This window comes from Paenibacillus flagellatus (assembly GCF_003217775.1).
Taxonomy (GTDB): domain Bacteria; phylum Bacillota; class Bacilli; order Paenibacillales; family NBRC-103111; genus Paenibacillus_AB; species Paenibacillus_AB flagellatus.
Genome location: NZ_QJVJ01000004.1, coordinates 457,328 through 477,106 on the forward strand (window position 1 = coordinate 457,328; position 19,779 = coordinate 477,106).

15 protein-coding genes and 1 riboswitch are annotated in these 19,779 nt (G+C 62.7%); of the genes, 3 read left to right on the forward strand and 12 right to left on the reverse strand.

Features of this window, described 5'->3' with window-relative positions:
• Positions 1 to 70: 70 nt before the first annotated feature.
• From DLM86_RS11730 to DLM86_RS11760, 7 genes are all read right to left on the reverse strand, one after another.
• Positions 71 to 505, reverse strand: a complete 435-nt coding sequence (locus DLM86_RS11730; protein WP_110840180.1) for a phage tail protein — start codon at positions 503 to 505, stop codon at positions 71 to 73.
• A gap of 74 nt (positions 506 to 579) precedes the next feature.
• Positions 580 to 2,328, reverse strand: a complete 1,749-nt coding sequence (locus DLM86_RS11735) for a phage tail sheath family protein (protein ID WP_110840181.1) — start codon at positions 2,326 to 2,328, stop codon at positions 580 to 582.
• 122 nt (positions 2,329 to 2,450) lie between these two features.
• The gene (locus DLM86_RS11740; protein ID WP_110840182.1) at positions 2,451 to 3,254 is read right to left on the reverse strand and encodes a hypothetical protein; all 804 of its coding nucleotides are present in this window, start codon (positions 3,252 to 3,254) and stop codon (positions 2,451 to 2,453) included.
• Between the two features lie 12 nt (positions 3,255 to 3,266).
• Complete coding sequence (locus tag DLM86_RS11745) at positions 3,267 to 3,902, reverse strand: Pvc16 family protein (protein ID WP_110840183.1); 636 nt, start codon at positions 3,900 to 3,902, stop codon at positions 3,267 to 3,269.
• Between the two features lie 82 nt (positions 3,903 to 3,984).
• Complete coding sequence (locus DLM86_RS11750) at positions 3,985 to 6,177, reverse strand: AAA family ATPase (protein ID WP_158289436.1); 2,193 nt, start codon at positions 6,175 to 6,177, stop codon at positions 3,985 to 3,987.
• A gap of 201 nt (positions 6,178 to 6,378) precedes the next feature.
• Positions 6,379 to 7,074 (reverse strand): gamma-glutamyl-gamma-aminobutyrate hydrolase family protein, encoded by a 696-nt coding sequence (locus DLM86_RS11755; RefSeq protein ID WP_110840185.1) that lies wholly within the window; start codon positions 7,072 to 7,074, stop codon positions 6,379 to 6,381.
• 141 nt (positions 7,075 to 7,215) lie between these two features.
• Positions 7,216 to 8,772: a DUF4127 family protein gene (locus DLM86_RS11760; RefSeq protein WP_110840186.1), complete on the reverse strand. Its 1,557-nt coding sequence runs from the start codon at positions 8,770 to 8,772 to the stop codon at positions 7,216 to 7,218.
• A gap of 237 nt (positions 8,773 to 9,009) precedes the next feature.
• Between DLM86_RS11760 and nagZ the strand changes: the two genes are divergently transcribed.
• Positions 9,010 to 10,233, forward strand: coding sequence for a beta-N-acetylhexosaminidase (gene nagZ / locus DLM86_RS11765; RefSeq protein ID WP_158289437.1), 1,224 nt, complete (start codon positions 9,010 to 9,012; stop codon positions 10,231 to 10,233).
• 7 nt (positions 10,234 to 10,240) lie between these two features.
• On the opposite strand, the gene DLM86_RS11770 is transcribed toward nagZ, so the two are convergent.
• The 5 genes from DLM86_RS11770 to DLM86_RS11785 all read right to left on the reverse strand — a co-directional run bounded on the left by DLM86_RS11770 (position 10,241) and on the right by DLM86_RS11785 (position 16,602).
• Positions 10,241 to 13,411, reverse strand: coding sequence for a hybrid sensor histidine kinase/response regulator (locus tag DLM86_RS11770; protein WP_110840188.1), 3,171 nt, complete (start codon positions 13,409 to 13,411; stop codon positions 10,241 to 10,243).
• Positions 13,412 to 13,560: 149 nt separating this feature from the next.
• Entirely contained in the window at positions 13,561 to 13,794 is a 234-nt protein-coding gene (locus DLM86_RS11775; RefSeq protein ID WP_110840189.1) for a hypothetical protein, read from the reverse strand.
• 6 nt (positions 13,795 to 13,800) lie between these two features.
• Positions 13,801 to 13,974, reverse strand: coding sequence for a hypothetical protein (locus tag DLM86_RS32055; protein ID WP_158289438.1), 174 nt, complete (start codon positions 13,972 to 13,974; stop codon positions 13,801 to 13,803).
• Positions 13,975 to 14,150: 176 nt separating this feature from the next.
• A riboswitch (cyclic di-GMP riboswitch) is annotated at positions 14,151 to 14,234 on the reverse strand.
• An 88-nt stretch (positions 14,235 to 14,322) separates the two neighbouring features.
• Positions 14,323 to 15,345 carry an aromatic acid exporter family protein gene (locus DLM86_RS11780; protein WP_110840190.1) on the reverse strand — a complete coding sequence of 341 codons (1,023 nt, stop codon included), beginning with the start codon at positions 15,343 to 15,345 and terminating at the stop codon, positions 14,323 to 14,325.
• 102 nt (positions 15,346 to 15,447) lie between these two features.
• Complete coding sequence (locus tag DLM86_RS11785; RefSeq protein ID WP_245954546.1) at positions 15,448 to 16,602, reverse strand: MFS transporter; 1,155 nt, start codon at positions 16,600 to 16,602, stop codon at positions 15,448 to 15,450.
• A 242-nt stretch (positions 16,603 to 16,844) separates the two neighbouring features.
• On the opposite strand from DLM86_RS11785, the gene DLM86_RS11790 reads away from it, so the two are divergent.
• Entirely contained in the window at positions 16,845 to 18,788 is a 1,944-nt protein-coding gene (locus DLM86_RS11790; protein ID WP_110840192.1) for an ABC-F family ATP-binding cassette domain-containing protein, read from the forward strand.
• A 75-nt stretch (positions 18,789 to 18,863) separates the two neighbouring features.
• Complete coding sequence (locus DLM86_RS11795) at positions 18,864 to 19,673, forward strand: helix-turn-helix domain-containing protein (protein WP_245954521.1); 810 nt, start codon at positions 18,864 to 18,866, stop codon at positions 19,671 to 19,673.
• Positions 19,674 to 19,779: the final 106 nt, after the last annotated feature.

The window sequence follows — 19,779 nt, forward strand, 5'->3', positions numbered from 1 at the left end:
TAAGGTTCATCCGGGTGCGGACGGCGAGGGAACGCCGAACGCGATCGGCGCCCCGCCGCCACCGCCGCCTTTATTTCGTGCGGGTCATGCCTTCGTGGGCGAGCTCCAAGTTTTCGATCGCCACTTCGTTGCCGGAGCCGTTGAAGTTCGGCGCCGTATATTTGGACGGCCACGCCTCGATCACTTGCCACGTCGCCACGTCCTGGCCTTCCTCGTCGATCGCGATGATCGTCACCGTCTTGCGCGAAATTTTCCCCTGAATCGACTCGGCCATCCAGTTGTACATGTCGAGCGAGTCGGTGACGCCCCACTTCAGCGTAATGTTGCCGTATTTCGCGAGCCCCGGCAGCTTGCGGGGCGTAATCGCCTGGTTCCCCTCCCGGTATTCGATTACGGACAAACTGGCGTCGAAGCCGGACACCTCGCTGAAGCCGGCTTGCTGAATGCCTTCCACTTCGATACGGAACCTAAAATTGCGGTACGGATCTTTGCGTTCGCCTGCCATACTATACCCCTTCCCCTGACATTAGGTTGATAGCGGATCTAGATTTGCGTCTTGCGCCGCGCCGAAGCGAGCGATTATTCTTCTCTCGTCTTCTGCGTAATCCGGAAGATGACAAATTCCGCCGGCTTCACCGGCGCCACGCCGATCACGCAAATGAGCCGTCCGTTGTCGATATCGTCCTGCGTCATCGTGCTGCGACCGATATTGATGTAGAACGCCTCGTTCGGACTGGCGCCCACGAGCGCCCCGTCTCTCCATACCCGTGTCAGGAAGGCGTCGATCGTGCGCTGCACGCGGGCCCACAGCTGTTCGTCGTTCGGCTCGAAGACGACCCAGTTCGTCCCGTTGCGGATCGATTCCTCCAGGAAAATGAACAGGCGGCGTACGTTGATATATTTCCAAAGCCCGTTGGACGAGCAGGTGCGCGCGCCCCATACGCGGATGCCTTGGCCGGCGAATTGGCGGATCAGATTGACCCCTTGCGGATTGAGGATGTCCTGCTCGCCTTTGTTGTACTGGCAGTCGAGGCCGACGACGCCGCGCACGACTTCGTTCGCGGGCGCTTTATGGACGCCGCGCGAATTGTCGGAGCGGGCGTAGATGCCGGCCATGGAGCCGGAAGGCGGTATGTAGATGTTGCGTTTGTCGAGCGGGTCGAACACTTGCAGCCACGGGTTGTACATGGCGGCGTATTGGCTGTCGAAAATGTTGCGGTGCGTCATGACGTCCGCCACTTTCGTCTTGTCGCGAGGAATGTCAAGGATGGCGAAGCGGCTTCCCAAATTTTCGCAATGCGCGACGAGGGCGAGCTGGACGTTCGGGTCGGTGACGCCCGGCACGGCCATGATGCTGACGAAATCGTTGTCGATGAACGCCTGTATGCCCGTGCGCTTGCCCGGTCCGCGGTCTTGACCCATAAAGTCGGACGCCGCCAAGTTGGCGACGGAACCGTCGCTTCCGCCGGATAGCGCGATTTGGAATTTGCCGGCCGATTCGTTTAAACCGGAGATGACTTCGAAGGGAGCGACGGCGCCGAAATTGCCGCCCGATACGTCCTGGACGACGACGATGTTGGAGCGCGCCATCACTTTCTCGATATGGTTCGCCGCGGCCACGTTCAGCGACATTTTCTCGAACGTTTCCGCTTCGTCCCCATAATAGACGTGGAAGGTGAATTCGCAGGTGGTCAGTACTTTCGCCGGCAGCAGGTTGGCGTCGATCACGTCTTCTCCGCCTTCGAGCGCCGACTCCAGCTCGATGATGTTGTCTTGCGAGGATACGATTTTGTTATACTGCTTTTGGCCGTTCGCCTCGAAAGCGACGACGTCGCCTACGTTGAAGCCGGCGTTGCTTTTCACACGGTATTGCTTCGATTCGGAGGCGTCGCCCAAAATTTCGTAAATTTGCGTTTTCGCCTTGCTCGACGGGACGACCGCGATGCGTACCTGATTGCCCCAGGCGCCCGGGTTTTTGGAGCGGATGTTCAAGACCGCCGCTTCCTTATTCGTCTCGGCTTGGTTGCCGGCCGGCTTCGCGTCGGAAGGCGCTACGCGCATAATGAAAGCGCGGGAGCCGCCGTTCAGGAAAAAATGCTCGACCGCGTAAGCGAGATATCGGTATTCGCCGAACGCGTTTTCCGACAAGTAGCCGCCGAAAATGCGGTTAAAATCGGCCACGCTCGTGACGAGCTGGGGTAATCCCTCGATCTCCCCCCGCTGCGCCAGCCCGATAAATCCGGCCGTACTCGTGCTTGCCCCTTCCAGCGGTTGGGCGCCGCTGTCAAACTCCTCCACATACACCCCTGGCGATAAATACTCAGCCATTGTTTCCCGGTCGCGTTTGCCGCTTCGGCTTCTTGGCGAAGCCGTTCGTGCCGCAAACCCGTACCAGTTCTCTCCTTTCAGCTTGGGTTTTTAGTATGCAAAATGGATTGGGATCCATCCTACTACACGATCCACGTACCGATATTCGTCGTGGCGCCTTCCGTCACGACGATTTCCTTCGCGGCGGTCTTTCCTTCGCCGCCCGGAATGTCCAAGCTGATCCGCAGCGGGTATGCGGACGTCCTCCCGCCGGCTATCGCCACCGCCAGCTCGCCCCGTTCCGTCGTCCGGGCCCGGTATACCGGATACACGAGCGATCCTCTCGCATAGGCGGAGGAAAGCGGAATATCGAGCCGGAATCGCTTCCGGTGCTCGATCGCCCCGCTCACGACAACCCGCTCGCGTCCTTGCTTCGCGGCGCGGCCCGCCAGCTCCAGCGCATCTCTCGGGTCGATCCGCCCGATCAGCGACGCGATCGAGATTTCGTCGCTTCCTTTGCCCGCCTTCTCGTCGGCGACCCGTCCGACGGCGCACTCCTCGGAAAGCGGCGTCGCGGTCGCTTCCGCTCCTCCGATCGGGCGTCCCGCGGAATCGGTCACCATCGCGCGGACGAGCGTATCGTTCGGGCGGAACGGGTACGACGGAAGCGGAACGAGAGGAAAATGGACGATTTCGTTCGCGTTACCCACCGAAACGTCCAGCGTCTCGCGAAAGTAATAAGTGGAGGCGACGGCGAGCTTGTAATCGCCCGGCTCCAAATCGTTGAATACGTATGTACCGTCCGGCTTGCCGATCGGCTTTCTCGGAAATCCGAGCAAGCGGACCTCGATGTTTCGGTCCGTCGGCGGACCGGAGCCGAAGCCGTCGCGCAGCCATACGACGAGCGACACTCTCGTCCGCATCCGGACGATCCGCAGCTGTTCCATATCGGTCTCCCCTTAGCCTTGGATGCTGACGTCGCTCGACAGCACGCGCTTCGTCGACTTGATCCGGGTCGAGTCGATCATGACGGGGCCGACGACATAGCTGACGGACAGCCGGTACGGCGTGTCGGCATAGTTCCACATGTTCAGCATCGCTTCCCCGGACACGTTCTCCATGACGACGCGCAGCTCCTCGCCGCTCTCCGCCAACGTCCCGACCACGTTCGGCCCGCGGAGCACGGAATGGTCGTAGAGCACCTGCATCGCGCGGCCCAGAATGCGCTGCTCGTCTAGCGCCCGCGACTGGAGCTCGGCCGGAGATTGAACCGTCATCAAGTAATGCAAATCGACCGTCATCGGCGGGTACTGGATCTCTCCCGCCCCCCGGGACACCATCTGGGTTTTCCGATTGTCTCCGCTTTCCCGGACGCTGTACAGAAACAAGGACAAATAAAAGTCCCCTTTGTCGACCGGACTGCCGAGACCGATCAGCTCGGGCTGCGGAATCGGGTCGGGCGTCATCTTTTCCCGCAGCAGCCTAAGAATGGAAGCGCTAACATCAGCTATGACGGAATAATCCCCTATAGGTATTCCCTCCCAACCGCTGCGAAAATATTGTCGAATACGATGGCCGGAAGCCGCGAATGACATTTTCCGACTCTGTTATATTATACTGGCAATCGATCGGACTGACTATATGCTTTTTCGGACAATCGACACGATCGGGACTTCTTTAATAGTCCTCCCAATCGGTTCTGGATATGATTTTCCCCGATTTTTGCAGCTCGTGCCTGACCGCCTGCACGATTTCGCGCATGCCGACCGCAACGCCCTTCTCCGCCGCCAAAAACGCCGCGGAAAGGACGACGTTTTTGATGTTGCCTCCGGCGATTTCGTACTTGCCCGCCAGCCACCGGAAGTCGACGTCCTCCGCCAGCGGCGTCTCGCGCGGAAACGTGGCGCGCCAAATTTTTTCCCGGTATTCGGCGTCCGGGAACGGAAATTTGATCACGTATTGGATTCGGCGCAAAAACGCTTCGTCGATATTGTTCAGCAGATTCGTCGCAAGAATCGAGATGCCTTCGTACTCCTCCATCTTTTGCAGCAGGTAGGCCGTTTCGATGTTGGCGTATTTGTCGTGGGCGTCCTTCACCTCCGACCGTTTGCCGAATAAAGCGTCCGTCTCGTCGAAGAACAGGATGGCGCTGCTTTTGTGCGCCTCGAGAAACAGCTCGTGCAAGTTTTTCTCCGTCTCGCCGATATATTTGCTGATCACCTGGGACAAATCGATTTTGTACAGCTCCATGCGCAGCTCGCGCGCGATGACTTGGGCGGACATCGTCTTTCCCGTGCCGGGAGGGCCGGCGTACAGCATCGACAACCCTTTGCCGTAGGCGAGCTTCCGTTCGAACCCCCACTCCCCGTACACGAGGCTGCGGTATTTCATCTGGGCGCACGCGTTGCGCAGCAGCTCCTTCTGCTCGTCGGGAAGGACGATATCGTCCCACCCGTACCGGGGCTCGATCCGGACGGCCTTCCGCTCAAGCCTATGCCGGATTTGCCGATAACATGCCTGGTCGACGACGGCGGCCGCCGGCTTGCCTTCCCATTCCGCCAGCGCGACGGCGTCCGCGACCGCATCGCGTATTTGACCGGGCGTAAACCGGTATTTGACCGCGGGCCCGCTCCAATCTTCCCCGTCCGGCAGCCCGGCGGCCGAAGCGAACGTCCGCCACAGCGACTCCCGCTCCTTCTCGCCGGGAACGGCCAGCTCGCGTTCGAGCCAGATGCGGCCGCCGGAGCGGAAGTCCGGCTTCGCCCGGCTTTCGGTCAATACGAACAGCGGCAGCGGAAACCGGTCCGTCTCCTCCTCCACGATGCGAAGGCGCTCCCTCGATTTCGCGTCCGCTTCCTCCGGGAACAGGGCGTCGGCATGGGCCAGCGCCAGCGCGGCTTGATGGAGCACCGCTTCCCGCACGATGCGGGACAGCTTCTCCGCGAAGCCGGCGCCGTCCTCCGCGAACACGCGCATGTCCGCCACGAGCAGGCTTTTGCCCCAACCGGCGCAGCAGTGGCGAAGCTGCAGCGTTTTGCCGGAGCCGGGCGGTCCCCACAGCAGGACGCCGACCGGCCCGTTCCGGGTCGAAGCGACGGACGCGAGCTGCCGCTGCGCGTCGAGGTGAACGACCAGCGGGGCGAGCGGCTCGTCCGGGTAATGGATCGTGACGGCGGGCCGCAGCGTCTCGTCGGGCGCGCCCGTGTCGAGCAAAAACGTCGCCATGCGCCGGTCCAGCGCCAGCGGCTTCGACAGCAGCGAGCGGCCGAACGGCTCGCCGCCATCCTCCCGCGCCAGCAAATAGCGCGCCAGCTTGCCGTTCGGCGCGAAGGCGAGCCGGGCCGTCCGCATCGCGTCGGCGTCGCGGCAGACGACTTGAAGCGCCAGGCCGACATTCGGCAGCCGCACCGTCAAGTCGTCCGCCATGAAGCCGAAGACGCGTTCGTATTTGCGGTCGAGCTCGACGGCGAGCAGCAGCATGACGACGCTCTGCTCGATCTCGTCCAAGCCGAACACCGCGCTCAAATAGACGAGCGGCAAAAATACGTTCCGCTTCGCGCTCTCCGCCTTGCGCGACGCGATGACCGCCTCCGCGTTCCGGATGTCCGCCGCGAGCGCGGCCAGCTCCGGATCGTCCTCCGCGCCGCCGTCGCGCCCTCCGACCATGCGCATGAATTCGTCCTCCGATACGTACATGCCGCGGAAAGCGTCGGCTTGCGGATCGGAGGCCGTCTGTCCGCGGCGGACGTACAGCCGCTGCAGCTTCAGGTCGAGCAGCCGCAGCTCGTCGGCGTAATGCTCCCATACGTGCGAATAGGCTCGCCCGGCGCCGGTCTCCTCCCGCTTTTCGCGAATGTCTCTCTTGCGCAAACGACTTGGCCTCCCCTTTCGTTGTCGTACCGTTATCATGTTCAGTTTAATGGAGGCGCCGCGAAAAGGAAACGAGCAATTGAACGGCAAAAAAGGAGGGATCGCTCCCTCCCCGCATGTCGGCCCTCGCCTCTTCCGAACCCGAGTCCGACGAGCGCCGCCTCCCGGCAAAGCCCGTACCGCTCCGGCCCGCCCCCCGTCTCAGCTTCGGCACGCGTCCACGAACGCCTCGAACAGCTTGCGCGACACGCCGTCCGTGGCGGCGGTATCTTCCGGGTGCCATTGGACGCCGAGGACGAACCGGTGCGTCTCGCTTTCGATCGCCTCGACGACGCCGTCCTCCGACTTCGCCGAAATGCGCATGCCGGGCGCGGGGCGCTTGACCGCCTGATGGTGGAAGCTGTTCACCTTGAACGACGAGGCGCCCGCGATCCGTTCGATCAAGCTTCCCTCCTCCGCCCGCACCCGATGGGACAAATGGGAGCGAGGCGCCTTTTGGCTGTGCTGGAGCGTAGCGGCTTCCGTGCCAATATCTTGATACAGCGAGCCGCCCAGCGCGACGTTCAGCACCTGCTCGCCCCGGCATATGGCGAAGATCGGCTTCCCCGCCGCCGCGAACGTACGAGCGAGCAGCACCTCGAGCCGGTCACGCTCGGGCGTTACTTTGCCTAGCACGGGCAGCGGCTCCTCCCCGTAATAGTCCGGATCGACGTCCGGTCCTCCGGTAAGCAGCAGTCCGTCCGCGGATGCGCACAACCGGCGCACGTCGTCCTCGTCCAGCCCGAACGGCACGGCGAGCGGCAAGCCTCCGGCATTTCGCACCGAGTCCGTATAAGCGTGCTTCAAGCTCGCGACGTCGTCCTCGTAGTTCGCCGTAACGGCGATGATCGGTTTCAAACGTCTCCCCGTCCTTTCCCTTGCGCTATTCCGCTTTCTCTATTCAGTATAGCGGGCCGCGGCCGTCGGGGGAACCGAATTTTATTCGTCTCGTCAAACGCATTTTCGCACAAAAAAAGGGGCGCCTTCGCGCCCCTTCCCTTATTCCGTCTCCAGCACCGTCTCGAAGCCGACCTCGAACATCCGGCTCCACGGCAAATGGACGTCCTCGATCCGTACCCGTCCCGGACAACCTTCCTGCACATACTGCTCGAAAAACTGCTCGAGCTTCCGCCGAATGACCGCATACACCTCGGACCGGACGTGATCGAGCTCGTAGTAGCTCGCTCCGAGCTTCGGCAGCTCGTTGTGGATGACGTCCTTGCGGACGATCGCCTGATAGCCCCAATCCTCGATCAGCCGGAAGTAGTAGTACGCCCGGCTCCGGTTCAGCCGCTCCGCCGAGACGTCCCCGCGGCCGCGATAATACGATTCGACGATCGCGTGCGAGATGACGGTCCCGAGCGTGTTCCCCGACGTGTTCCAGGCGGCGTAAGCGGCGATGTCGTGCAGGATGCCGGCGCGGGCGACCAGCTTCATGAACGGATGATCCGAACCGTTGCTGACGGCGACGTCGGCGAGCGCGACCATGTGCCCTTCGCGGATATAGTGGCGGATCGCCTGCACGAACTCCTTCGTGTTCGTCTCCGAGAAGTAGGCCCGGTTCCGCTCTCCGTACGGCGTCGAGCATTCGGCCATCTCCTTCTGTCCGACCGGAGGTGAGTTCGTCATCAGCACGAAATCGGTGCCGCACGAGTTGTCGTGGGAAACCGCGCCCGCCGCCGTCAGCTGGTACTTGATGCTTTCGCCGAGCGAGCGGTCCTCGTACTTCGGCACGACGAACGGCCCGTGAACGGACGAATACCGGACGAACGCCTTCGGCACGTATCCTTTCGCTTCGCAAAACGCCCGGGCGAACAGCGTGCAGCCGATTTCGTCCGCTCCCGGATAGATCATGACGCGGTCGTTCACGTCGAGCTCCTCCGCAAGCAGCGACAGCTTGCGCTGCTCGAGCGGGCTGAAGCCGTACTTCGAGTTGTCGTCGAGCGGGATGATGAGGAAATCGATGACGCCGTCGCGCGTCAGCTTCATCGTCTCCGCGTTGACGAACGCGTTCGTCTTGCGGCGGGTCAGGAAGTCGTCGAGGACGTCCGCCGGAATTTTTGCCGTTACCGCTTCGAGCTTCGCCGCTTCCTCCGCGTCGAGCGTCTCCTGCTCGGCTTTGTCCTTCAGCCAGCCGTACGTGTACAGCTCGTTGCCGTAATCGGCGTAATAGTCCGGCTCCTCCTCCGAGCTCGAGTAAGCCGGCACGCGGGTGATCAAATTGAAGGCGTACGTGCGCAGCTTCGGGTTGCGTTCCTTGAGCGTCTTAAGGACGGCGAGCCGGTCCAGGCACTCCGCCTCCGAGCGGTGATGCAGCCGCGACGGCACGATGCCGCCGTGCACGAGCATGTCGACCGAGACGATCAGCGCGTCGGCGTCCTTCGAAGCGTCCAGCAGCCAATCGCGGACGGCGTCCGTATCGGCGGACGTCTTCTTGCGCCCGAGCATGCCGATGTCCGGCACGCGCAAGGTCAGGTCGGTCATGGAGGCCAAATATTGAGGATATCGGTAATTGCAAGGTCTTTCGTCCAGCGGAACGTACACGATCGTTTGCATGGTTTCTCTCCCCGGTTGTTTGGTTTTTCGAAAAGTTTTTTCTAAACGAACGGATAGTATTGGAGAATACCTCCATTCTACCACGAATCGGACCAAGGGGGAAAGCGAAATCGGGCCTTCGGGCGGCGCATCCCGCAACCTATTCCGCCCCGGTGCCGTCAAACCATTGACGCGCGGGTATTTCCGCCCGTCCGCATGGGCATATTGCTGGGTATATCGACGAGGAGGAGAGACGGAATGCGAAACGTGCGAATCGGTGTTGTCGCGCTGGCGTTGGCCGTGACGACGGCCGGCTGTACGGGATGGACGAGCGGGAAGGACGAGCCGGGGGCCGTGACGCCCCCGCCCCCCGCGGCTGCCGACCCGATCCGGGACCGGGTCCGGGCGATGCCGCTCGAAGACAAGATCGGGCAGATGGTCTTCGCGGGAGTGGACGGGACGGAAGCGTCCGCCGAAGTGAGGAGGCTGATCGCCGACGACCGTGTCGGCGGGTTGATTTTATACAAGGACAATATCGAATCCGTCGAGCAGACGGTCCGTCTGCTGAACGGGCTGAAGGAAGCGAACCGGGAGGCCGGAGCCGGCCGGCCACCCCTCTTGCTCGGCGTCGATCAGGAGGGCGGCAAAGTAAGCCGCCTCCCGCCGCAGCTCGAGCCGTTTCCGTCCAGCCGGGACGTGGCGAAATCCGGGGACGCGTCGAGGGCGCGCGCGATCGGCGAGGCGCTCGGGGAGGAGCTGTCCGCGCTCGGCTTCAACGTCGACTTCGCGCCGGTGCTCGACGTCGACAGCAACCCGCGCAATCCCGTCATCGGCAGCCGGTCATTCGGCTCCTCCGCCTCCGTCGTCGCCTCGTACGGCGTCGAGGAGATGCTCGGTCTCCGCTCGAAGTCGGTCGTTCCGGTCGTGAAGCATTTTCCGGGACACGGCGACACGTCCGTCGACTCGCACCTCGAGCTTCCGGTCGTGAACAAGACGGCGGACGAGTTGCGCAAGCTGGAGCTCGTCCCGTTCGCCGAAGCGATCCGGTCGAAGGCCGACGCCGTCATGATCGCGCATATATTGCTGCCCAAGGTCGATCCGGACCGTCCCGCCTCGATGTCGCCCGAGATCGTCGCCGGCCTGCTGCGCGGCGATATGGGGTTCGACGGTGTCGTCATGACGGACGACATGACGATGGGCGCGATTTTGAAGCATCACGACTTGGGTGCCGCCGCCGTCCAGTCCGCCAAAGCCGGCTGCGACATTGTATTGGTCGCGCACGAATACGCGAACGCGCGACTCGTGCTGGACGCGCTCAAGGAGGCGGCCCGATCGGGCGAGCTGCCCGCGGAGTCGATCGACCGGAGCGTCTACCGCATCCTGTCGCTCAAGGAGCGGTACGGCTTGCGCGACGGAGAGGTCGGCCCCGTCGACGTCGCCAAGATCAACGCGGCGATTCGCCGGGCGACGGCGAAGCCGTAGTCCCGCTTCACTCCTCGTTCCCGCCCTCGCCCGACTTGATCCGGAACCGGACCCGCGTCCCTTCTCCCGGCCGGCTCTCGACGCGAATGCCTTCGCCGTACAAATGAAGCAGCCGCCGGTGGATGTTGTCGAGGCCGATGCTTTTCCGTCCGCCTCTTCGCGCGGGCTCGGCTCCCGCGTCGTCCGGCGCCGGCCCGCTCCAGCCGGGCGGCATGCCCACGCCGTCGTCCTCCACCTCGACGACGACGTCTCCTTCCGGGCCGACCGCCACGGACACGCGGACGAGCCCGCCCTCCTCCCGCTTCATGACGCCGTGGCGGACCGCGTTTTCCACGATCGGCTGGATCGACAGCGACGGAATCATCCGGTGATTCGCGCTTTCATCGACCTCGATCCGGGTATGCAGTCGTCCGTCGAACCGGGTCCGCTCGATGTACAAGTAGGCTTCGACCAGCTCCATCTCCTTGCCCAGCGCGACGAGCTGATGGCGGTTATGGTAGTCGAAGCTGCTCCGCAAGTAGGACCCGAATCGCGCCAGCAGCTCCTGCGCCCTCGGCAGATCGGTTTCGCTGACGGCCAAAATCGTATTGAGCGTATTGAACAAAAAATGCGGCTTGATCTGCGCCTGGAGCAAATCGAGCTCCGAGCTCACCCGGTCGCTGACCGAGCGTTTCATCGCGAGCAGCGTCCGGATGCGGGCCCTCAGCTCGCCGGCCTCGACCGGCTTGCCGAGGAAATCGTTCGCCCCCGCCTCGAAGCCGGCGAGTACGTCCTCGGGCCGGTTCCGCGCGGTGAGCAGGAGCACCGGCATCGCCGACAGCGACCAGCGGCGCCGCATCTCCCGGCATACGTCGCCGCCGGAGATGCCCGGCATCATCCAGTCGAGAATGACGAGATCGAAGCCGGCTCCTTCGCGCTCCAGCAAGCGGAGCGCTTCCTCGCCGCTATCCGCGGAGACGACCGCATAGCCGTCGACCGACAGCAGATTGACGAGCACGCGGCGGTTGGCCGCATCGTCGTCCACGACGAGAATGTTCGCGCCGGTTCCGGTCGACGGGGCGCGGGGAGGCGGCGACGACGATGCGGCCCCGGCCGGGGCCGCCGGGGCTGCGGCGAGCAGATCGCCCTCCCTCCCCGCACGCGCTTCGTCGTTCGTCCCCCGCGCCGCCGCTTGCCGAGACGCTTCGCGAGCGATCGGCAGCGTGAATGCGAACGTCGAGCCCCGTCCGACCTCCGACCGGACCCGGATGCGGCCGCCGTGCAGCTCGACGAGACGTCGCGTAATGTCGAGACCGAGGCCGACGCCGCCGAGCCGGCGGGCTTCCGCTCGTCCGAGCTGCTCGTACGCGTCGAAGACGGCGTCCTGCCGGTCGGCCGGAATGCCGATGCCCGTATCGCGCACCGACACTTCCACCCAGCCGCCCTCCGCCTTGGCCGTCACCGTAATATCGCCCGCGGCCGTAAATTTGAGCGCGTTGCCGATCAAATTGGACAAGATTTGGACGAGACGGTCTTCGTCCGCCTCGACGAGCGGCAAATCGTCCGGCAGCCGCTCTGTCAGTCGTACGGGCTTGTCCCCCGCCAGTCTGCGATGCATCTCGAATACGAAGCGGACGGCGGGGCGAACCGCCACCGGCCGCCGCTCCAGGAACAGCTCCCCGCTTTTCAGCCGGGACAAATCGAGAATATCGCGAACGAGACGGGCCGTCCGCCGACCGGTCGAGACGATCAGCTCCATATTGTCGAGCTGGCGAGGGTTCAGCTTGCCCGCCGCTCCGTCGATGAGCGACTGTGCGATATTGATCATGACGTGAAGCGGCGTTTTCATTTCGTGCGACGTGTTGGCCAAAAACTCGTCCTTCAGCCGATCCGCCGCCAGCAGCCGCTCGGCGAACAGCTCGTTCGTCTCGAACGCCCGGGTGAACCGCCGCGACAGCAACAGCACCTGCGAGAAAACGGCGCACAGGACGGCGATCGGCAGCAGGACGGACACATCGGCCGCGCCCAGCACCTGGAGCGAATAAAACGTCGCCAAGGCGAGTACGGACAGGACGCCCGCCGTCATGTACCCGGCCCCTTCCATGCCGCGGACGACGCCGATCAGCATGACGATCGCGACGAACAGGATGGCGACGATCGTCATCGCGAACGAAACGTTTTCCATAGCCGAAAAAATCGGAACCGGCGCAGCCAGGACGAGCAGCAGCCGGACGCCGACTCCCGCGGAAAACAGACGCATCGTCCACGCCTTGAACGTATCCGGGAACGAAAACCGCGTATAGCGCAGCAGCCAATATTCGGCCAATATGCCGGAGCCGAACTGGATTCGCGTGAACGGCCCGTACGGAAGCGAAGGCAAGGCGGCCGCGAGCAGCTTCTCGCCCTGCGTGATCGAATAGACGCAGGCGGACAAGGCGAACAAGCCGAAATACAGCCACGACCGTTCCCTTCGCCGCATCAAATGCAAGGCCAGCAAGTACAGTCCGAGCAGGAGAAGCCCCGTCCAGACGAAGAGGTCTTTCCCGACCGCGAAATCCCGGACCGCCTGAATGCTCTCCTGATCGCCGAACAGCATCGAAACGGGAATGCCGCCCGTGTAAAAGGAAAAATTGGACACGTGCACGACGATGTCCACTTCGTCGCCGGCTACCGGAAAAAAGCGGACGTACGGGACGTTGCGGGCAATCGTCTCCTCCCCGCTCGTACCGGGCCGGCCGCTGCCGCCGACGAGCGCCCCGTTGACGAACAGGGCGTGCGCCGTCCGGACGTTCGTCGCCTTGATGCCGAATACGCGTCCGGGGCCCCCCGCCCCGTCCAATTCCGCATCCAGCTTGACGCGCAGCCGGAACGTCGCGAAGCCGTGGGCGGACGCGCGCATCTCCCTCGGCGAATACCGCTCCCACCTGCCCGGCACGTCCGCGTATTCGACCGACGGCTCCGCCTCGGGGACGATCGCGTTCGGGGCGAGCAGCCGCCCCGGATAATATTCCCATTGCCCGTCCAGCCGGACGACCTCGTCCCCGCTCCATCGTTCCCCGCGCAAGTCCAGGACGCCCCGCACCGCTTCGGGACCGCTTCCGGTCGACGGAACTCGCGGGGAGAACCGGTGGGCGGCGGCGAACAAGGCGACGAGAAGCAATACGGCAAGCGCGGCATGTATCGTTTTTTTGATCGGCATCGTTTGGAATCTTCCTTAGCGGTTCGTTTCGAAGGGCGCCTGTCGGCCGCCTTTCGGGTTTCCCTATTCTAGCATACCGGCTCGGATTCGGAGAAGCGTCGGCACGCACGAAAAAAAGACGGCCGAGCCCGTCGCTCGCCGTCTCGCCGTCAAGTCGCATGAATGCGTCCGTCCCGCACCCATTCCAATATTTGATGGGAAGGAATTCCCGTCCGATCGGCCAAATCCTGGATCGTCAGCTTCGGATGGCGGCGCATCTGCTCCCTGACGCGGTCGAACATCCGGTCGTACCGCTCCGCGCACGTCCTGCACAGCGTAACGTCGCGGCGGGCGTTCGCGAACAGCGCCCCGCAATCCCGGCAATTGCCCAAATGCATCGCCATGGTCCGTCAACCGTTCGCGCGGGCCAGCATGTAGCGCCGCACCGTTCCCAACGCCTCGACGAATTGGATCAGCTCTTCCTTGGACATTTTATTGAAACTTTGGAGCAGCCCGGTAACGCCAGCCTTGCTGATCATTTGCTCCAAATCGTTCGTCAGTTCGCTCATGCCGGTATGGTTCATCGGTCTTCATCCTCCGTTATCGAATATTCCGCCTTCATCGCCGCCGCTTGCGACCGCCGCATCCTTCCCGGCATAGGCGCATCCGTTCGATGATCCCCGGCCGTCCGCCGCGGCCGACAAAAAAAGCCGCCCGATAACGGGCAGCGATGATAACGCTCGGGGGAAATCACCGCTATTTCGGTAACCCAGCCGCCGTAGGAAGTTCCGTTAGGCCTGAAGCTTTGCGTCCCTACCTTTCGATAGGTTTGCCTTGTCGATGGGGTGGCAGTGCTTATAGTCCTATTATAGCATACCTTATACGGAAAAAGAACTATTCGTCATAGTTCGATGGAACCATTTTCGAAAGCGTCATATTCGAAAAAAAGCTTCGCGACCGTCCACGATCGTCCTCGACGATACGAACAAAAACGTTTGTCGAATTCCGGCAAATTCCGCGACATAATCCGATAGCGCCTCGTACGCCTGGTAATACGGAAACAGCCGATGCGTCTCCCCCGCTCCCCCGGCCGTCAGCAGCTCCGGGCGAAGCGCCTTCAGCATAAGCCCGACCGGTACTTTCCGGCCGTGCATGACGCGCTCCTGCAGCCGGACCGTCAGCCCGATCGCCCGGATGAGCCTTAGCCTCTCCGGATGGGACAGGTCCGCTTTTTGCAGCGCTTTGGCCAAGTCGCGGATCCGCTCGGTCATCGCTTCGTACGTCCGGAACAGTCCGCCGGGCTCGATGCCTTCGCCCCGGTTCAGCCACCGATCTTCCCGGATGAGCGCGGATATGTCTTTTCCCGATTCGACGTACTTGCGCACCTCCTCGATCTGCAGCTGCATTTGCGGCTTGTAGGGCGTCATCCGCCCGCCCATCAAATCGAGCTGGATGTAATACAGCAGCGTGCGGAGCATGCTCTCCGATTTGACGAGCAGCACTTCCTCCCGCTCCGTATGAACCGGCTTGCGGACCAGGTTGACGGCCGTGCCGACGAGCATGCCGATGACGACGAGCATGAGCTGGTGGTAGGCGGCGTTGCCGTGCAGCTCGTCGGACGTGCCGATCGTATTGACCGCCACGATGACGGCCAGCGTCAAGGAAGCCGTCCGGCGCAGGCGGACGTGAAGCGCCATGACGAGCAGGGCGACGGCCGCGATGACGATCGCATGATCGCCGGCAACGAGAGCCGCGCCGATGCCGAGCAAGGCGGCGAACAAGGCACTGGCCAGATGGGACAGCGTCGACGTGAGCGACCGGTATACCGAGGGCTGAACGGCCAGCATCGAGACGATGCCGGCGAAATGGTCCGGCTCCAGGTGCAGGAGACGGGCGATCGAAACGCTGATGCCGATGGCGATGACGGTTTTGACGACGCGAAGACCGACAACCATACAAAATCCCGCCTCTCCGTAATGTTTGTGTTATAAATTATAACACAAACAGCGAATAAGCGGGGCGTTTCTACTCAAATGTTATTTTTATTTACATATACATTACGCAGCTTCCTCCGCCCCGAGACTTTTCCCGCCCTTCCGCATCGCCAAAAAGCCGACACCGCCGATCGCGCACAGCAGCGAGGCGACCCGGAACATCGTCCCGAAGCCGGCGTAGTCGATCAGCCATCCGCCCGCATTGCTCGCGATCAAGATGGCCACATTGACGTAAACCATGCTGAAGAGCGATTGGCCCGTCGATTTCCAGCCTTCGGGGCAAAGCGCGTTCGCGACTTGGACCCCCGCCGCGTAGAACAGTCCGTACGCGACGCCCTGCAGCAGCTGGCTTGCGAGCAGCACGCCCGTCGGCGGATCGAAGGAGACGACGAGCAGCCGGATCGACCCGGCGAACGCCCCCGCCGCCAGCACGGTCCGATAGCCGAACTTGTCGGCGAAGCGGGACGCGAACAGAAAAAACGGCAGCTCGGACAACGCCGACACGGCGGTCAGCCAGCCGATTTTCTCCGTTACGTTGCCGCCGGTCGAGCCGACGTAAACGGAGAAAAAGACGCTGAAGCTTTGCGTGCCGCACGCGACGCACAGGATGAGCAGCAAAAACAGGGCGAACGGTTTTCGCCCCAGCAGCTTGCCGATGTCTCGCCACGACGCATTTTTGCGAACCGTGCCTTTTTCCAGAACGGCCGTGATGAAGAAGACGACGATCATCAGTCCCATGTAAAACAGGAACATGCGGCTAATGCCGATACGCTCGTACAGCATGCCGATCGGCGAGACGACGAGGGCGAAGCCGATCGACCCCCATACTCTCGCCCCGCCGTACGTTTGCCGGTGCTTCTGCACGTGGGCGACCGCGACGGCGTCGGACAGCGGCACCATCGGCGACGAGAAGACGGCGAGACATACGGCCGTGGCGGCGTAGACGGCAAACCCGGCCCCGCTCGAATACCCGAAGGCGATGGCGGGAGTCGCCAAGCCGCATATCATGAGCACCGCTTTTTCGATGCCGTATTTATCGCACAAAAACCCCCACATCGGCTGGACGAACAGCGCCACGAGCGGGCCGATCGCATAAATCGCCCCGACCTGCTGGCTCGTCAAGCCCGTTTCCTTCAGCCAATAGGCGAGAAACGGCGAATACGAGGCGGCCGCCGCGAAGAAGAAAAAAAAGTAGACGTGCGGCGCATAACGAGTCATTCGTTCCAATGCTGTCATCTCCCATAACGTTCGGTCTCGCCCGGCGTTGCATCCGTTCTTGTTCGGCCTTCGGTGCTAACGATAACACGTCCTTTCGCCAACCGTCAATCGCGTCCGGCGAATCGTCCGGCCCGCGTGAAGTCCGGCCTTCGGCCGTTCTGTTCCGGGGCGAAATATGCTACACTTGGGGGTATCGTGAACGATGCGAGGAATATGAGGAAAACGAGGAACCGAAACGATCTATGAATCTATTGACCGCGGAAAACATAAGCAAAAATTTCGGCATGAAAACGCTGTTCGAGGACGTGTCGTTCAGCGTCGCCGAGGGCGACCGGATCGGCCTGATCGGCGTCAACGGAACGGGCAAATCGACGTTTTTGAAAGTGATCGCCGGCGAGGAGCAGCCGGACGGCGGAACGATCGCGGTGCGCAACGGCATCGCCGTCGAATATTTGCCGCAAAATCCGCCGTTCGACGACGAGGCGACGGTGCTGCAGCAGCTGTTTCGCGGCCAATCGCCGCTTATGCGGCTGCTGCGCGACTACGAGAGCGTGATCGGGCGCATCGAGCGGGGCGACCCCGATCCCGGCCTGCACGAGCGTTTGACGGAGCTGAGCGGCCGGATGGACGCCGCCGGCGCCTGGCAGCTCGAGAACGAGGCGAAGCGCATTTTGACGAAGCTCGGCATCGGCGACTTCGAAGCGCGCATGGGAACGCTGTCCGGCGGCAAGCGGAAGCGGGTCGCGCTCGCGGGCGCGCTGATCCGCCCGGCCGACCTGCTCATCCTGGACGAGCCGACGAACCATATCGATACGGAGACGGTCGACTGGCTCGAATCGTATTTGGCCAAGTCGAAGTCGGCGCTGCTCATGATTACGCACGACCGGTATTTTCTCGATCGGGTGGCCGACCGGATCATCGAGCTCGATCAAGGCAAGCTGTACGGGTACACCGGCAATTACAGCGTCTTCCTGGAGCAGAAGGCGGAGCGGCTCGCCCGGCAGCAAGCGTCCGAGGAGAAACGGCAAAATTTGCTCCGCCGCGAGCTCGCCTGGATTCGACGCGGCGCCAAGGCGAGATCGACGAAGCAGAAGGCGCGCATCGAGCGGTTCGAGAAGCTGCGGGAGGCCGGTCCCGGCGAGACGGCTCAAGAGATGGACATCGCGCTGGCGGGGGCGCGTCTCGGCAAGAAGGTCGTCGAGCTGCACGGCGTGACGAAGCGGTACGGCGAGCGCGACGTCATCCGCGGCTTCAGCCTCATCGTGCAGCGCGACGACCGGATCGGCGTCGTCGGACCGAACGGCGCGGGCAAATCGACGCTGCTCAAGCTGATCGCGGGCCGGCTCTCGCCGGACGAAGGCGAGGTCGACGTCGGCTCGACCGTGAAAATCGGCTTCTTCTCGCAGGAGAACGAAGGACTCGACGAGTCGCTGCGGGTCATCGAATATATTCGCGAAGCGGCGGAGCAAGTCCGCACGTCCGACGGCGAGACGATCAGCGCGTCGCAAATGCTGGAGCGGTTTCTGTTTCCGCCGTCGGCGCAGTGGACGCCCGTCGCCAGCTTGTCCGGCGGGGAGAAGCGGCGGCTTTACCTGCTGCGCATCCTGATGGAAGGACCGAACGTGCTGCTCCTCGACGAGCCGACCAACGACCTGGACATTCAGACGTTAACCGTCCTCGAGGATTATTTGGAGCTGTTTCCGGGTGCGGTCATCGTCGTCTCCCACGACCGGTATTTCCTGGACCGGACCGTCGATTCGCTTTTGGTCGCCGAGGGAGGCGGCGAATTCGCCCGGCACGAGGGCAACTATACGGACTACCGGGACCGGATGAAGGAGCTCGGAGCCGGCCCCGGTTCCGGCGGATCGGCCGGCAGGGAGAAAAAAACGCCGTCAGCCGACAATCCGGCGGCCGACGGACACGCGAAGGAAAAGGAACGGCCGTTGAAATTTTCGTTCAAAGAGCAGAAGGAATTCGAGGAGATCGACGGGAAAATCGAGCATGCCGAGCGCGAGCTGAACGAGGTCGCGGACGCTCTATCCGCGGCGGGAAGCGATTACGAGGCGCTTCAGCGGCTTACCGTTCGTCAGCAGGAGCTCGAGGCGGAGCTCGAACGGCTGATCGAGCGATGGACGTATTTGAACGAGCTGGCCGAACGGATCGAGAAGCAGCGCGGCGGCGTTTAATCGGCGTTCGGCGCGTGCTGGGGCGGTTCGCCCGGTTTCACGGCTATGCTCTTGAGTTGTTGGGGAGGTTTCGAGGTGGATCCCGTTTTCCATATCCGCAGCTTTATCGGCACGTTCGACGAAGACTGGTACGACGTCGGCTTTCACGAGAACGTCACGCTCGAAATCGAAATCGTGCTGGAAGGACGCGGCTTGTTCGAATGGCCGGAGCGCAAAGTATTCGTCGAGAGCGGCCACGTCGTCGTCATCCCGCCAGGCATTCCGCACCGGTTCGCGGCGGTAAGCAAAGTCCGCTTCGGCGTCTTCCACCTGCAGCATATGCCGCCGACGCTTCGGGACGTCGCGGACAAGCTGGCGCAAGGCGGCGCTCAGCCGCGCGTTTACGCCTTGTCCCGGCTCGACCGGGACCGGTTCGAGAAGCTGTTCCGCGAATGGCTTCGCGTCCATTCGTCGACGCCGAAAGACCGGAGCCGCACGAACGCGGTATGGGCGGAGCTGCTGCTGCTTTATTTGCACGAGCACTCCCAGTCGGATTTGCAGGCGATGACGATTACGAAGGCGGCCGACTTCTTGCGCGAAAATTTGCGGCAGCACGTCCAGATGGCCGACCTCGCCGACTTGACCGGGATGACCGTCGCCGGGTTCCGGAGGACGTTCGAGAAAATTTACCGGCTCAGCCCGAAGCAGTACCAGCAGCAATGCCGGATGCAGGAGGCGAAATGGCTGCTCAGCGCGACGGACAAAGATTTGAACGAAATCGCGGAGCAAGTCGGCTTCCATCGGCTTCATTCGTTCTCCCAATGGTTCAAATCCGCGGAAGGCGTATCGCCCTCGGCGTGGCGGAAGCGGCAAAAAACGATGCACGGCCGCGAGCACGGGCCGTGACCGCAGACGGACGGTCGAGGAACGCCCCAGCACTCGGCGCCGGACGCGAGGACCGACGTCCGACCGATTGCAGCCGGCGGCGAGACCGCCTCCCTTGAGTAGAACA